Here is a 13,224-nt window from a genome sequence, read left to right as displayed (position 1 = left end):
TTCAGTCCGTCGGCTCCGCCTCCGCCCTCCGGCGCGGCGGTGAGACTTGCCGAACCCCTCGTCACCCGGGGCCTCACCACGAGCCGCGCGGGCAGCTACCCGAGGCCGCTGCCGAAGCGGCGGATGGGGGGCGCCCACAGCCGATCTGAGCAGGGGTTTCGTGAGCGCGTGGGATTAATCGTCCGCCTCCGGGAAACGCGGACCGGGACCGCTTGCCCGCGAGCGCCAGGAGGCGACCATGAGCGACGAGACCCCGATGGCTGACGACGCGTACCAGCCCACCGGCGGCAATGAGGAGCAGGAGGACGCCGCGCCGCTGGATCTTCAGGACGCGGTCGGCGAGCGGGACTACGACGAGATCCTCGACGAGGGTTACTCCCCGCCCGAGCGGCCACTGGGCGTGAACCAGCACGGCACAACGGCCGCCGAGCAGCAGGAGGGGGAGACCCTGGACGAGCGGCTGGAGCGGGAGGTGCCGGACGTGACCGCGCCGGCCGGTGACGGGGTCGGTGACCTGCCCGGCGGGGACGGCGAACCGGTCGACTCCGAGGTGGGCGACGCCCGTGCGGGCCGCCTGGTCGCCCCGGACGAGGGCGCTCACACCGACACGGTGAGTGAAGAGGTCGCCGAGGACGTCGGCATCGACGGGGGTGCGGCGGGCGCGGAGGAGGCGGCCGTCCATGTGATCCCGGACGAGAGCTGATCGCCAGGTTCTTACCGAGTGGTGACGCCGGGGCGGTGCACCGGGGAACTGGGCGGCCGTGGGCCTAGCTTGGGGCCATGCGTGTATTGGTCACCGGCGGTGCCGGGTTCATCGGGTCGCATGTCGTCGACGCGCTCCGGGCGTCCGGGCACGAGCCCGTGGTCTTCGACCTCCGCGACGATCCCGCCGCGGACGTCCGCGACCGCGCGGCCGTGGCCCGCGCCCTCGCCGGCGTGGACGCCGTCTGCCACCAGGCGGCCATGGTCGGCCTCGGCGACGGTGTCACCGACGCGGCCGAGTACGTCTCCCGCAACGACCTCGGCACCGCCGTCCTGCTGGCCGCGATGGCGGAGGCGGGCGTGCGTCGGCTGGTGCTGGCCGGGTCGATGGTGGTGTACGGCGAGGGCCGCTACGAGTGCCCGGCCCACGGCGTCGTACGACCGGGCCCGCGCGCCGAGGCAGACCTGAAGGCCGGCCGTTTCGAGCCGCCCTGCCCCGCCTGCGGCACCGCGCTCGTCCCCGGCCTGGTGGGCGAGGACGCCCCGGCCGACCCGCGCAACGTCTACGCCGCCACCAAGCTGGCCCAGGAGCACCTGGCCGCCGCCTGGGCCCGCGCCACCGACGGCACGGCGCTCTCCCTGCGCTACCACAACGTGTACGGCCCCCGGATGCCCCGCGACACCCCGTACGCAGGAGTCGCCGCGTTCTTCCGTTCGGCGCTGCGACGGGGCGAGGCGCCAAGGGTGTTCGAGGACGGAGGCCAGCGGCGCGACTTCGTGCACGTACGGGACGTGGCGACGGCGAACCTGGCCGCGCTCCTGGCGCCGGACCGGTCCGGCACGCTCACCGCGTACAACACCGGCAGCGGCGAGCCCCGTACGGTGGGCGAACTGGCCCATGCGCTCTCCGCCGCGCACGGTGGCCCGGAGCCGGTGGTCACCGGCGAGTACCGCCTCGGCGACGTACGGCACATCACCGCCGACTCCGCCCGGCTGCGCACCGAGCTGGAGTGGCGGCCGAAGGTCACCTTCGCCGAGGGGATGGCGGAGTTCGCGGGGACCGGCTGAGTCAGGAGGCCGGGGCGGGCAGGGTCACCTCGAACCGGCAGCCGCCGGGGATGTTCCGTACGCTCGCCCGCCCCTGGTGCGCCTCCACGATCCCCCGCACGATCGCCAGCCCGAGCCCCGCGCCCGCCGGGGGCGTCCGCGCGTCCGTGCCGCGCCAGCCGGTGTCGAAGACGCGGGGCAGGTCCTCCTCGGGGATGCCGCCGCAGCCGTCCGTCACCGACAGCACCACGCCCTCCGGCGCCCGCCGGGCCGCGACGGCCACCGTGCCGTCGGCCGGAGTGCGGCGGATGGCGTTGACCAGCAGGTTGGCGATGACCCGGCTCATCTCCTTGCCGTCCACCTCGACCGGCACCGGCCGTACCCCGTCGCCCACCAGCCGTACGCCGTGCTCGCGGGCGAGTGGGCCGACCCCGGCGAGGGCGTCGCCGACCAGGTCGTACAGCGAGATCCGGGAAGGGCTGAGCGGGAGCGTCCCGGCGTGGATGCGGGAGAGTTCGAAGAGGTCGCCGACCATGCCGTCGAGGCGTTCCACCTCGGTGCGGATCTGCCGGAGATAGCGGGCCGGATCGGCGGCCACCCCGTCCTCCAGCGCCTCCGACATGGCGCGCAGACCGGCGAGCGGGGTGCGCAGATCGTGCGAGATCCAGGCGACGAGCTCACGCCGGGACGCCTCCAGGGCGCGTTCGCGCTCACGGGAGGCGGCCAGCCGGGCGCTGGTCGCGGCCAACTCCCGGCTCAGTGCGTCCAGTTCGGCGGTGGCCGGGGCGGTTGGTGCGGAGAATGCGCCGGCGTCCCCGAAGTGCCGTGCCGCGTACGCCAGTTCCCGGCTGCGGGCGACCACCCGGCGGCCCAGGAGGAGCGCACTCGCCAACGAGACGACCGCCGCCATGGCGACGACCGTGGTGACCACCCGCAGGTCGTGCGGGGACAGGAACATCGCCCACGCCACCGCCATGGTGCCCGCCAGCATGGCGAACACGCCGACACCCGCGACCACGGTGAGCGACGTGGTCAGCGAACGGCGCCGCACCAGTCGCAGCACGGCGGCGCCGAGCAGGCCGGACGCGGCGGCGCCGAGGAAGGCGTAGAGGGCGATGAGGAGGTTGTCACGCACGTCGATCCTCCTCCGGCCCTGCGGTCACGTCCGGTTCGAAGCGGTAGCCGACGCCCCAGACGGTACGGATCAGCCGCGGCCGGGCCGGATCGTCCTCGATCTTGCCGCGCAGCCTGCGGACGTGCACGGTCACCGTGGACAGGTCGCCGAAGTCCCAGCCCCACACCTCCCGCATCAGCTCCTCACGGCCGAAGGCGCGGCCCGGATGCCGCAGGAGGAACGCCAGTAGATCGAACTCCCGCAGGGTCAAGGAGAGTTCGACGCCGTTCCGGGTGGCCCGACGGGCAGCCGCGTCGACGGTCAGGCCCGCCGCCGCCAGCGGGCCGGGAGCGGCCGGCGGCTGGCCGGCGGGGCGGGTACGGCGCAGTACCGACTCCACGCGCAGCACCAGCTCGCGCGGGCTGAACGGCTTCGTCACGTAGTCGTCCGCGCCGACCTCCAGACCGAGCACGCGGTCGTCCTCGTCACCGCGTGCGGTGAGCATGATGACCGGCACCGGGCCGCGCTCGCGCAGCCGCGCGCACACCTCCAGCCCGTCCATGCCGGGCAGCATCAGGTCGAGCACCACCAGGTCGGGCCACTGTCCGGCGGCGGACGCGAGGGCGGACGGCCCGTCGGCGGCGCGGTCCACCGCGTGGCCGGCGCGGGACAGGTACCCGGCGACGACCTCCGCGACGGTCGGGTCGTCGTCCACGACCAGGACGCGGCCGGCGGTGTCGGGAGGCGGGGCTGTGTACGGCTGCTGCATGCCCTCCAGCCTGGCACCACGTCCGGGCCGGGGGCGCCGCGCGGCCCGGACGTCCGCGTTTCGTAAGGAGCGCATGTCCGGTTCGTGCCGATTCGGATTCGTAGGGTGAAGGAGTGACCACCTCACCCTTCTCCGCCGCTCCCGCCGTGGACGTCGTGCTGCCCTGCCTGGACGAGGCCGAGGCGCTGCCCTGGGTGCTGGCCCGCATCCCGGCGGGCTGGCGCGCCATCGTCGTGGACAACGGCTCCACCGACGGCTCCGCCGAGGTGGCGAGAGCCCACGGCGCGACCGTCGTACGCGAGGAGCGGCGCGGCTTCGGCGCCGCCTGCCACGCCGGACTCCTCGCCGCCGGCGCGGACGTCGTCTGCTTCTGCGACTGCGACGCCTCCCTCGACCCGAGTCTGCTGCTGCCCTTCGTCGAGGAGGTGCGCGCGGGCGGGGCCGACCTGGTGCTCGGGCGGCGCCGCCCACAGGGGCGCGGGAGCTGGCCCGCGCACGCCCGCGCGGGCAACCTCGCGCTCTCCCTGCTCCTGCGCCGCCGTACCGGGCTCGCCCTGCGGGACCTCGGCCCGCTGCGCGCCGCCCGCCGCGAACCGCTGCTCACCCTCGGGCTCACCGACCGGCGCAGCGGTTACCCGCTGGAGATGGTGGTCCGCGCGGCCGACGCGGGCTGGCGGGTCACCGAGCACGACGTGCCGTACCTGCCGCGCTCCGGCGCCTCCAAGGTCACCGGCACCTGGCGCGGCACCTGGCAGGCGGTACGCGACATGAGCCGGGTCCTGCGTGACACGCCCCCGGCCGAGCGGGAGCGGATGGCGCCGGGGGGTACCCGGTGACGGCAGGGCCTCCCACCGGCGCCCCCGGCGGGCGAGCCGCGTCCGTCGACGTCCCGGTACCGGGAGAACGCCCATGACCACTCTCCTCGTCATCGCGAAGGAACCCCGGCCGGGCAGGGTCAAGACCCGGCTCACCCCGCCGTTCACGCCCGCGCAGGCCGCCGCGCTGGCCGAGGCGTCGCTCACGGACACGCTGCGCGCGGTGGCCGCCGCCCCGGCCCGGCGCCGGGTACTGGTGCTTGAGGGGCGCCCCGGGCCCTGGCTCCCGGACGGATTCGAGGTCGTACCGCAGTGCGCGGGCGGCCTCGACGAACGGCTCGCGGACGCTTTCGCCCGCTGTACGGGCCCCACCCTGCTGGTCGGCATGGACACCCCGCAGATCACCCCGGACCTGCTGACCCTGGATTTCACCGACTGCGACGCCCGCTTCGGCCAGGCCGAGGACGGCGGCTTCTGGGCCCTCGGCCTGGCACGCCCCGAGCCCGCCCTGCTGCGGGGGGTCCCGATGTCCGTTCCCGAGACGGGGAGCGTGCAGCGCGAGCGGCTGGCCGCCGCCGGCCTGCGGGTACGCGAGCTGCCCCGGCTGCGGGACGTCGACACCGCCGCCGACGCCCACGCCGTGGCCGCCCTCGCCCCGGACACCGCCTTCGCCGCAAGACTGGCGGCCCTCACCCACCCCGGAGCGTCATGAGCACCGTGACCGCACCCCCCGCCTGGGCCGCCTCCGATCCGTACGCCACCGCGCTGCGCACCGGCCGGGGGCCGCTGTTCCTGCGGCGCGGCGACGGCTGGCTGCTGCCGCTGGATGTGGAGCGCTGGTGCGCGGCGGCCGATGCCGTGGACCGGGCGGTGCTGGACCGCTGCGAGGGGGCCGTGCTCGACGTGGGCTGCGGACCCGGCCGGCTGGTGGCGGAACTCGCCGCGCGCGGTCGCAGCGCCCTCGGCGTCGACGTGAGCGAGGCCGCGGTGGCCCGCACCCACACCCTTGGCGGGCGGGCGCTGCACCGCTCGGTGTTCGACCCGCTGCCCGGCGAGGGCGGCTGGGGCACGGTGCTGCTCATGGACGGCAATGTGGGCATCGGCGGCGATGTGGCCGCCCTGCTGCACCGGATGCGTGAACTCCTGTGCTCCGATGGCCTCTTGATCGTCGAGACGGTGCCCGGTGACGTGGACGAGCGGGCCCGCGTGCGCGTGGTGGACGTGACGCACGGCGGGGGAGCGGTGGGCGAACCGTTTCCCTGGGCCCGCATCGGCACCCCCGCGCTGCTGGAACTCGCGCGGCGCGGGGGCTGGCCGGAGACCGTTCAGTGGACCGCGGGCGAGCGATGTTTCGTGGCTCTGCGCAGCCGCAGGACGAGCAGCAGGGCGGAACCGCCGAAGAGCACGGCCGTGATGAGCAGCCAGCGGAGCAGGAACACGTCCGGATCGAGCCCGGTGGCCGACCGGTAAGGCCCGGCCGACAGCCCGAAGATCAGCGGGCACCACACCAGCAGCGCCAGACCGGACAGCACGGCGGGCACGCGTACGTACAGCGTCCATCGCGCGGCGTTCCCGGCCCGCAGTGCTCGGTCGAGCGCGGAGTACAGCGGCACCAGCACCAGGTCGTGCAGCAGCGCCGCCCCCACGAACCAGAGGGCCACCCCGAGCCAGTCGTCCTTCAGCAGACGTACACCCGCGTAGGTGGCGAGCGCGAACGAGCAGACCAGCAGCAGAAGTTGCAGCGGACTTCCGAGCAGAACACGGAACTTCGGCGGGCGCATCACAGATCTCCGAAGGTCAGCCGGCCCACCCACTTGGTGTTGTGGACGCCGGGAGCGGCGGGCACGATGATCCGCGCCGGATAGCCGTGGTCGAGGGACAGGTCCTCGCCGTTGACGTACAGGGCGAGCAGGGAGCGCGGGTCGGACACCTGGTTGGCGCGCAGCGCCGCACGCCGGAAGGCACCGTGCCGCTGGAGGGACTCCACGAGTACGTCGGGCGGATCGCCCTCGTACCCGGCGAGCACGGCGAGGTCGCGCAGCCGCACTCCGCGCCACCACTGGTCCGCCGTGGACCAGCCCTCCACGCACGCGATCGGCAGCGACGAGCTGTGCTGCGGCAGGCGGAGCAGATCCGCGCGGCCGAGCCGTACCGTGCCTGCCGGACCGGTGACGACCAGGCGCCAGGCGTCCGGCTGCGTGTCGGCGTCGGTGATCCCGGCGTAGCGGGCCGTCTTGTTGATCTGGAAACCGTTCGGACCGCCACCGGGATCGGACCCGCCGTGCGGTGCGAGCAGCGCGGTACGGCGCAGCGGGCCGCCGAGGCTCTGCCCCACCGTCGTCACGAACAGCAGCAGTGAACCACCGCCGACCAGCCACAGCGCACCACGCCGGGACACCGTGGACGGTGCGGGTTCCGGTGAGGCCAGCCCGGCCTCGTCGCCGCGCTCCCCACGCCGCCACGCCCGTACGGTCCGCACCGCCAGCGGTGTCCGCAGGGCCGCGTGGACGACGAACGCGGCGATGAACACCCAGGCGCCGTAGAAGTGCAGGGGGTAGAAGGAGCCGGGGAAGACGTAGTCCAACTGGATGTTGAGCAGCCCGGTGACGAACTGGAACAGGGCACCCCCGACCAGGAGCAGCAGCGAGACCCGCTCCAGCGCGTGCGCCACCGAACGCGCCGGCGGCAGCGTGAACAGCTTCGGCACCACCGACCACAGCTTGGCCAGCAGCACCGGGACCAGCACGACGCCCAGCGTGACGTGGACGCCCTGGCTCAGCCGGTACAGCCAGGACGGCCCGGCCGGCCAGTCGAAGAGGTAGAAGCCGAGCACCCCCTTGTCCGGGGTCGTGTCGTTCACCGGCGAGAGGTCCGGGTTGTAGGCGGCGTACGAGACGAGGCCGGTCACGAACAGCACGCTGATGCCGCCGAGCAGCACCAGCCCGAGCACAGCCGTGAACCAGGTGCCACGCAAGGGACTGCGCCAGAAGCGGGGAGAGGTGGGAAGCCGGGGATCGTCGCGCATGCCCCGACCGTAGGCCCGGGAAGACCCCGGAACGGGTACGCGACCCATGACGAAACGCTGACGTCCGGCCCGGAAGGCGGACCGGAGCCGCCCCTACGGCCTAGCGTGCCGGTGTGATCCACCGCCAGCCCCACACCTCACGCCGCGACCTCTACGCAGCCGCAGCAGCCGTACTGCTGGTGACCGCCGCCGTCCTGGTCGGCCGTCACATCCAGGACGCCCACCACACCCTGTTCGTGCACTGGCCCCCGCTCTTCGCCGACTGGGACCCGCACCTCGGCCCCGGCACCCCGGCCGCGCTGATCCTCGCGGCCGCCGGAGTGGCGTACGGTCCCATGCTCGCCGCCCGGCTCCCGTGGCGCGCCCTGCCCTGGGTGACCTGGGCCGCGTCGGGCGCCTGGATCGTCTCCCTCGCCCTGGTCGACGGCTGGCACGACGGCATCGCCACCCGGCTCACCACGGCGAACGAGTACCTCCAGGTCATCGGCCGTTTCCACGACATCCCGGCCACCCTGCGCGGCTTCAACGACCACATCCTCGCCGGTGTGCCGGGCAATTGGCCCGCCCATGTCGCCGGCCATCCGCCCGCCGCCACCGTGACCTTCGTCCTGCTGGACCGGATCGGGCTGGGCGGTGGCGGCTGGGCCGGGATGTGGTGCGTGGTGCTGGGCGCCTCCGCCTCCGTCGCGGTCCTGGTCGCCGTGCGAGCGCTGGCGGACGAACGCCTCGCCCGGCGCGCGGCACCCTTCCTGGTCCTCGCCCCGGCAGCGGTCTGGATGGGCTCCTCGGCCGACGCCTACTTCGCCGCGGTGGCCGCCTGGGCACTGGCCTGCCTCGCGCTCGCCCTCACCCGGCGCTCCCTTCCGTGGGCGGGCGCTTCCGGCCTGCTCGCCGGCCTGACCGGCTACCTCTCCTACGGCCTCACCCTGATCGCCCTGATCGGCCTCGCGGTGGTCGTCCTCGCCCGCGCGGACCTGCGGGCCCGCCCCCTGCTCGCGGTGCCCTTCCTCGCCGGACTGGCGGTCGTCCCCGTGGTGTTCGGCCTGCTCGGCTTCAACTGGTGGACCGCCTACCACCTGCTGGTGACCCGCTACTACCAGGGCGTCGGCGGCACGCGCCCCTACAGCTACTGGATCTGGGCCAATCTCGCCTGCGCCGCGATCATCACCGGCCCGGCGACGGCAGCGGCCCTCCCGCGCACCGCCGGTTCCCTCGCCCACCGCGACGACCGCCCCGCGGCCCGTCTCGCGCTGATCGTCTGCGCGGCCCTGGCCGCCCTGCTGATCGCGGACCTGTCCGGTATGAGCAAGGCGGAGACGGAACGCATCTGGCTCCCCTTCGCGGTGTGGCTACTGGCCGCGTGCGCTCTGCTCCCACGCCCTCGGGTGTGGCTGACCGCCCAGGTGGTCCTGGCGCTGCTGCTCAACCACCTTCTGCTGACGGGATGGTGAGGCGCCCGGTGGCCCATGGCCGCCGTGCGAGGTCGAGCTGGTACCAGTTCCCCGACTTGCCCCCGAGGTCGGCCGGGCCGGCGGGGCCGGCGAGCACGAACCCCGCCTTGAGCAGCACGCGTTGAGAGGCGGTGTTCTCGTGGGCGGTGGCCGCGCGGAGGGTGTGCAGGGCGTGCCTGGCCGCCGCCAGTGCGCACAACTGCCGTACGGCCGCCGTCGCCACGCCCCGCCCGGTGGCATGCTCCGCGACCCGGTAGCCGAGTTCGGCGGTGCCGTCGGCGAGGTCGTAGAGGTTGAAGCGGCCCAGGACCGTTCCGGTCTCGGTGACGAGCAGGTAGAAGGCGCAGACGCCGGTGGCCTGTTCGGCGAGAAGGGCGTCGTAGCGGTCGGTGAAGCGGGCGAAGTACTCGTCGCCCCGGTCGGAGACGGCGGCGGCGAAGTAGTCCCGGTTCGTCAGCTCGAACGCCAGCACGGCCGGGGCGAGTTCGGCGCTCAGCGGCTTCAGCGAGGGCGCCGCCCCGCCCTGCTCAACGGCGGACATCCACCGACGCCAGGAAGTCGCCGATCAACGCCGCCAGCGCGGCGGGCTGTTCGAGCGTGCTGCTGTGTCCCGACCCCGGCACCACCTCAAGCCGGGCTCCCTCGACGGCGGCCGCGATGCGCTCCGCCTCGGCGGGGGGAGTGGCCAGGTCGTCGGCGCCGACGGCGACCAGGGTGGGTACGGAGATCCGGTTCAACTCGGCGTGCACGGGCGTCCGTTCGATGACCCCGAGCACGGCCTTGCGTATCCCGGCCCGCTCGCAGCGACGCAGGCGGCGTACCCATTCGTCGATGACCGGCTTGCTCGCCGGGGAGGCGAGGAAGCCGGGGCCGAACATCGCGGCCTTCACCTTCCCCAGCACCGGCCCGACCCCGGTGAACCGGTAGACGCGGGCCAACAGCCGGTACTCGGCGGCCTTGTCCGACGGCTCACCGTCCGCGCTCGTGTCCAACAGCGTCAGCGAGCGCAGGAGTTCGCCGTGCCGGGCCGCGATGCGCTGGCCGACGAAGCCGCCCATGGAGAGGCCGACCCAGTGCACGGGCCCGAGGCCCAGGTGCCCGATCAGGGCGACGGCGTCGGCTGTCAGGGTGTCCATGTCATACCCGGACGGCGTCGCGGGGGTGTCGCCCTGACCACGCCAGTCCACGGTCACACAGCGGTAGTGCTCCCGGAGCACCTCGATCTGCGGATGGAACATCCAGCCGCTGAACAGCAGCCCGTGACCGAGGACGACGGCCGGTGCGTCCGGCCTGCCCGGAGGCGCGCCGGTGTCGGTGTACGCGATCGCTGCGCCATTGACCTCGGCAGTGGGCACGTGCGGCTCCTTAGCTCCAACAGGCGCTCCGGCAAGCACCGACGGTGGGAGCCGAGCATAGGGACATACCGAGCCAATGGCACAGCGGCTTGCGCGAGTTGGATCTACTTCATCGCCTCGGCGAACGCGGGCACGACCTTGTCCAGGGCGTAGTTCACCGAGAGCACCGAATCGGTGGGGAACGCCTTGCCGAGCGGGCTCCATGAGGCCTGCCGCTGTTCCTTGCCCGCTGGTGCCTCGTCGCCCCGGCTCATGCGCGAGGCGACGAGGCACCAGCGGGTCGGGAAACGTGCGCCCGAAGGACGCGGTGTCCTGTGGACAGCGGGGCCGGCCCCCGGGCGGTGCCAGGAAGGCGCGGCCCGGGTAAGCGCGGGCCCGGCCGGGCATCCATTGCCCTGACGGGTGGCCGGTGGTGCGGGCGGGTCGGGTGGTCCGGCCGGGTGCCGGGCACGAGGGAGTGACGACGGGCGAGGGCGCTGCCATGGAGCTGGATCGCGAGGAGCGGGTGGACGGGGGCCGTAGGCCGTCGGTGCGGGCGCTGGTCGCCGGGTCGGTGGGCAACTTCATCGAGTGGTACGAGTTCGGGGTCTACGGCTACTTCGCCACGGTGATCGCGGAGCGCTTCTTCACGCCGGCCGGCGGCGGCACGGTCGAGGGCCTGGTGAAGACGTATGCCTCCTTCGCGCTGGCGTTCTTCTTCCGCCCGGTCGGCGCGGCCCTGTTCGGGCGGCTCGGGGACCGCATCGGGCGGCGGCCGGTGCTGATCCTGGTGATCTCGCTGATGACGGTGACGACCGCACTGATCGGCGCGCTGCCGACCTACGCCACGGTCGGCGTCCTGGCACCCTGGCTGCTCACCCTGCTCCGGGTGCTCCAAGGGCTGTCCGCAGGAGGGGAGTTCGGGGGCGCGGTCGCCGTGATGACCGAGTTCGCGCCGCCGGGCAGGCGGGGGCTGTACGGGGCGTGGCAGTCGTTCACCGTGGCGCTCGGGCTGCTGGGCGGGGCGGGGGTCGCGGCGATGCTGGCGAGTTTGCTGAGCGAGGCGCAACTGAGCGCGTGGGGATGGCGGTTGCCGTTCCTGTTGGCACTGCCGATGGGGCTGGGGGCGCTGTGGCTGCGGTTGCGGCTGGACGAGACGCCGACCTTCCGGGAGCAGGAGACTGCCGAGTCGCTGCCCGCGCGGGACGTGGCCTGGGCCATCGCGCTGGGCGCCGGGCGGGTGATGGGCTGGGCGGCGGCCGGGTACGCCTTCCTGGTCGTGCTGCCCTCGTACCTCCAGACGGCCCTGCACGCCACCTTCCGCGAGGCGCTCACCGCGACCGTACTGGCCAACCTCGGCTTCGCCGCCACGATCATCCCGGCGGGCCTGCTGAGCGACCGGATCGGGCGACGGCCCGTGATGTCGACGGGGGCGGGCCTGGTCGTGGTGCTGGCGGTTCCTCTACTCAACATCCTGCAGAGTGACGGTACTTCGACCCTGCTCAAGGGGCTGGCCGTGCTGCTCGCCGGTGCGATCGTGGGGCTGATGGCCGGCCCGGGCCCCGCCCTGCTGGCCGAGATGTTCCCGACGCGGGTGCGCTGCACGGGGCTCGGACTCGCCTACGCCCTGTCCAATGCGGTGTTCTCGGGCTGCGCCGGGCTCATCATCACGGAGGCCGTGAAGCGGACCGGGAACGTGGACGTACCCGCGTACTACGCGGCGGCGGCCTGCGCGGTGAGCATGCTCGCCCTCTTCAAGAACACCGCTTTCAACGGCACTTCGGGAAAGGCGGGCTGGACGGATGCTGGTGATCGGCCTGATGTCGGGAACGTCGTACGACGGCATTGACGCGGCGGCGGCCGAGCTGCGCCTCGCGGGGGACACGCTCCACCTGAAGCCGCTCGGGATGGTGAGCGAGCCGTACGATCCCGGCCTGCGGGAGCTGCTCGCCGGTGCGCTGCCCCCGGCGGCGGTCCCGCTGGCGGACGTGTGCCGCCTGGACACCCGGATCGGGCAGGCGTTCGCGGCGGCGGCCGCTCGGGCCGACGCCGAACTGTGCGGTCGATCAGCGGAGTTGATCGCCTCGCACGGACAGACCGTGTACCACTGGGTGGACGGCGACCGCGTGCACGGCACCTTGCAGCTCGGGCAGCCCGCCTGGATCGCCGAGGCGACCGGGCTGCCCGTGGTCGCAGACTTCCGGCCCCGTGACGTGGCGGCGGGCGGCCAGGGCGCGCCGCTGGTCAGCCTCGTGGACCTGCTGTGGCTGCGGGGCAGGCCGGGGACGCCGGTCGCGCTGAACATCGGGGGCATCGCCAACCTCACCGCGCCGGACGGGACGGCCTTCGACACCGGTCCGGGGTGCGCGCTGGTGGACGCGGCGGCGCGGGAGTTCAGCGGGGGCCGGCTGGCGTACGACGCCGACGGCGCGCTGGCCGCCCGGGGCCGGGTGCACGGCCCGCTGCTGGAGCGGCTGTCGGCCGACCCGTACTACACGCGTCCCGCGCCCAAGACGACGGGCAAGGAGCTGTTCCACCCCGGCTACCTGCGGGCGACGGCCGGTCCTGAGTCGCTGGCCGGTGTATCCGCCGAGGACGTTCTCGCCACCCTCACCGAACTGACGGCCCGCACGATCGCGGACGCCGTACGGTCGGTCTCCACCACCGAGGTCGTCGCCTCCGGCGGCGGCACCCGGAACCCCGCGCTGATGCGTGCCCTCGGCACCGCACTCCCCGGCATCCCGGTGCGTGTCTCCGACGACCTGGGCCTCCCCTCGGCCGCCAAGGAGGCGTACGCCTTCGCCGTCCTGGGTTTCCTCACCCTGCACGGCCTCGCCGGGACGGACCCCGCGAGTACGGGCGCCCGCCATCCGAGCATCCTCGGCTCGCTCACCCCCGGCCGCGACGGACTCAGGTTGCCCGCGCGGCCGGAAGAGGCGCCCGTACGGCTGGAGTTGGAGTGACCTC

Annotated in this window: 14 protein-coding genes; 8 read left to right on the top strand and 6 right to left on the bottom strand. The window is 73.9% G+C overall.

Going from position 1 to position 13,224, the window contains the following annotated elements; genetic code table 11:
- Window positions 1-238: 238 nt before the first annotated feature.
- Together OG448_RS02825 and OG448_RS02820 are read left to right on the top strand one after the other, a co-directional pair.
- Entirely contained in the window at window positions 239-703 is a 465-nt protein-coding gene (locus OG448_RS02825; RefSeq protein ID WP_405551307.1) for a DUF5709 domain-containing protein, read from the top strand.
- A 77-nt stretch (window positions 704-780) separates the two neighbouring features.
- A complete protein-coding gene (locus OG448_RS02820; protein WP_405551305.1) occupies window positions 781-1,770 on the top strand; it encodes an NAD-dependent epimerase/dehydratase family protein in 990 nt (329 codons plus the stop codon).
- 1 nt (window position 1,771) lies between these two features.
- Here OG448_RS02820 and OG448_RS02815 read toward each other — a convergent pair whose 3' ends face one another.
- Window positions 1,772-2,884 (bottom strand): sensor histidine kinase, encoded by a 1,113-nt coding sequence (locus tag OG448_RS02815; RefSeq protein ID WP_405551303.1) that lies wholly within the window; start codon window positions 2,882-2,884, stop codon window positions 1,772-1,774.
- On the bottom strand, window positions 2,877-3,632 hold the full coding sequence (locus OG448_RS02810; protein ID WP_405558652.1) for a response regulator transcription factor: 756 nt from the start codon (window positions 3,630-3,632) through the stop codon (window positions 2,877-2,879). The genes OG448_RS02815 and OG448_RS02810 overlap by 8 nt, the downstream gene beginning before the upstream one ends.
- Before the next feature lie 113 nt (window positions 3,633-3,745).
- Here OG448_RS02810 and OG448_RS02805 point away from each other — a divergent pair, with 113 nt between their 5' ends.
- The 3 genes from OG448_RS02805 to OG448_RS02795 all read left to right on the top strand — a co-directional run bounded on the left by OG448_RS02805 (window position 3,746) and on the right by OG448_RS02795 (window position 5,917).
- A complete protein-coding gene (locus OG448_RS02805) occupies window positions 3,746-4,468 on the top strand; it encodes a glycosyltransferase family 2 protein (protein ID WP_405551302.1) in 723 nt (240 codons plus the stop codon).
- A gap of 73 nt (window positions 4,469-4,541) precedes the next feature.
- The gene (locus OG448_RS02800) at window positions 4,542-5,159 is read left to right on the top strand and encodes a DUF2064 domain-containing protein (RefSeq protein WP_405551300.1); all 618 of its coding nucleotides are present in this window, start codon (window positions 4,542-4,544) and stop codon (window positions 5,157-5,159) included.
- Window positions 5,156-5,917 carry a methyltransferase domain-containing protein gene (locus OG448_RS02795; protein WP_391294139.1) on the top strand — a complete coding sequence of 254 codons (762 nt, stop codon included), beginning with the start codon at window positions 5,156-5,158 and terminating at the stop codon, window positions 5,915-5,917. The genes OG448_RS02800 and OG448_RS02795 overlap by 4 nt, the downstream gene beginning before the upstream one ends.
- Window positions 5,918-6,227: 310 nt before the next feature.
- On the opposite strand, the gene OG448_RS02790 is transcribed toward OG448_RS02795, so the two are convergent.
- Complete coding sequence (locus tag OG448_RS02790) at window positions 6,228-7,472, bottom strand: molybdopterin-dependent oxidoreductase (RefSeq protein WP_405551298.1); 1,245 nt, start codon at window positions 7,470-7,472, stop codon at window positions 6,228-6,230.
- Window positions 7,473-7,585: 113 nt separating this feature from the next.
- On the opposite strand from OG448_RS02790, the gene OG448_RS02785 reads away from it, so the two are divergent.
- Window positions 7,586-8,923: a hypothetical protein gene (locus OG448_RS02785; protein ID WP_405551297.1), complete on the top strand. Its 1,338-nt coding sequence runs from the start codon at window positions 7,586-7,588 to the stop codon at window positions 8,921-8,923.
- On the opposite strand, the gene OG448_RS02780 is transcribed toward OG448_RS02785, so the two are convergent.
- From OG448_RS02780 to OG448_RS02770, 3 genes are all read right to left on the bottom strand, one after another.
- The gene (locus OG448_RS02780; protein WP_405551296.1) at window positions 8,895-9,464 is read right to left on the bottom strand and encodes a GNAT family N-acetyltransferase; all 570 of its coding nucleotides are present in this window, start codon (window positions 9,462-9,464) and stop codon (window positions 8,895-8,897) included. The genes OG448_RS02785 and OG448_RS02780 overlap by 29 nt on opposite strands.
- Complete coding sequence (locus OG448_RS02775) at window positions 9,451-10,278, bottom strand: alpha/beta fold hydrolase (RefSeq protein WP_405551293.1); 828 nt, start codon at window positions 10,276-10,278, stop codon at window positions 9,451-9,453. The genes OG448_RS02780 and OG448_RS02775 overlap by 14 nt, the downstream gene beginning before the upstream one ends.
- Window positions 10,279-10,382: 104 nt before the next feature.
- On the bottom strand, window positions 10,383-10,532 hold the full coding sequence (locus OG448_RS02770; RefSeq protein ID WP_405551291.1) for a hypothetical protein: 150 nt from the start codon (window positions 10,530-10,532) through the stop codon (window positions 10,383-10,385).
- Window positions 10,533-10,759: 227 nt separating this feature from the next.
- Between OG448_RS02770 and OG448_RS02765 the strand changes: the two genes are divergently transcribed.
- The gene (locus tag OG448_RS02765; RefSeq protein WP_405551290.1) at window positions 10,760-12,106 is read left to right on the top strand and encodes an MFS transporter; all 1,347 of its coding nucleotides are present in this window, start codon (window positions 10,760-10,762) and stop codon (window positions 12,104-12,106) included.
- The gene (locus OG448_RS02760; RefSeq protein WP_405551288.1) at window positions 12,060-13,220 is read left to right on the top strand and encodes an anhydro-N-acetylmuramic acid kinase; all 1,161 of its coding nucleotides are present in this window, start codon (window positions 12,060-12,062) and stop codon (window positions 13,218-13,220) included. The genes OG448_RS02765 and OG448_RS02760 overlap by 47 nt, the downstream gene beginning before the upstream one ends.
- Window positions 13,221-13,224: the final 4 nt, after the last annotated feature.

It is taken from the genome of Streptomyces sp. NBC_01171, assembly GCF_045039805.1.
Taxonomy (GTDB): domain Bacteria; phylum Actinomycetota; class Actinomycetes; order Streptomycetales; family Streptomycetaceae; genus Streptomyces.
The sequence above is the reverse complement of the archived record's forward strand: the minus strand, read 5'-3'. Positions and strand labels throughout refer to the sequence as shown.

Excerpts from the sequence above, each read along its gene's own strand:
- OG448_RS02765 (WP_405551290.1), top strand. The coding sequence starts at position 10,760 with ATGGAGCTGGATCGCGAGGAGCGGGTGGACGGGGGCCGTAGGCCGTCG.
- OG448_RS02825 (WP_405551307.1), top strand. The coding sequence starts at position 239 with ATGAGCGACGAGACCCCGATGGCTGACGACGCGTACCAGCCCACCGGC.
- OG448_RS02820 (WP_405551305.1), top strand. The coding sequence starts at position 781 with ATGCGTGTATTGGTCACCGGCGGTGCCGGGTTCATCGGGTCGCATGTC.
- OG448_RS02790 (WP_405551298.1), bottom strand. The coding sequence starts at position 7,472 with ATGCGCGACGATCCCCGGCTTCCCACCTCTCCCCGCTTCTGGCGCAGT.
- OG448_RS02800 (WP_405551300.1), top strand. The coding sequence starts at position 4,542 with ATGACCACTCTCCTCGTCATCGCGAAGGAACCCCGGCCGGGCAGGGTC.
- OG448_RS02770 (WP_405551291.1), bottom strand. The coding sequence starts at position 10,532 with ATGAGCCGGGGCGACGAGGCACCAGCGGGCAAGGAACAGCGGCAGGCC.
- OG448_RS02760 (WP_405551288.1), top strand. The coding sequence starts at position 12,060 with ATGCTGGTGATCGGCCTGATGTCGGGAACGTCGTACGACGGCATTGAC.
- OG448_RS02795 (WP_391294139.1), top strand. The coding sequence starts at position 5,156 with ATGAGCACCGTGACCGCACCCCCCGCCTGGGCCGCCTCCGATCCGTAC.
- OG448_RS02810 (WP_405558652.1), bottom strand. The coding sequence starts at position 3,632 with ATGCAGCAGCCGTACACAGCCCCGCCTCCCGACACCGCCGGCCGCGTC.
- OG448_RS02780 (WP_405551296.1), bottom strand. The coding sequence starts at position 9,464 with ATGTCCGCCGTTGAGCAGGGCGGGGCGGCGCCCTCGCTGAAGCCGCTG.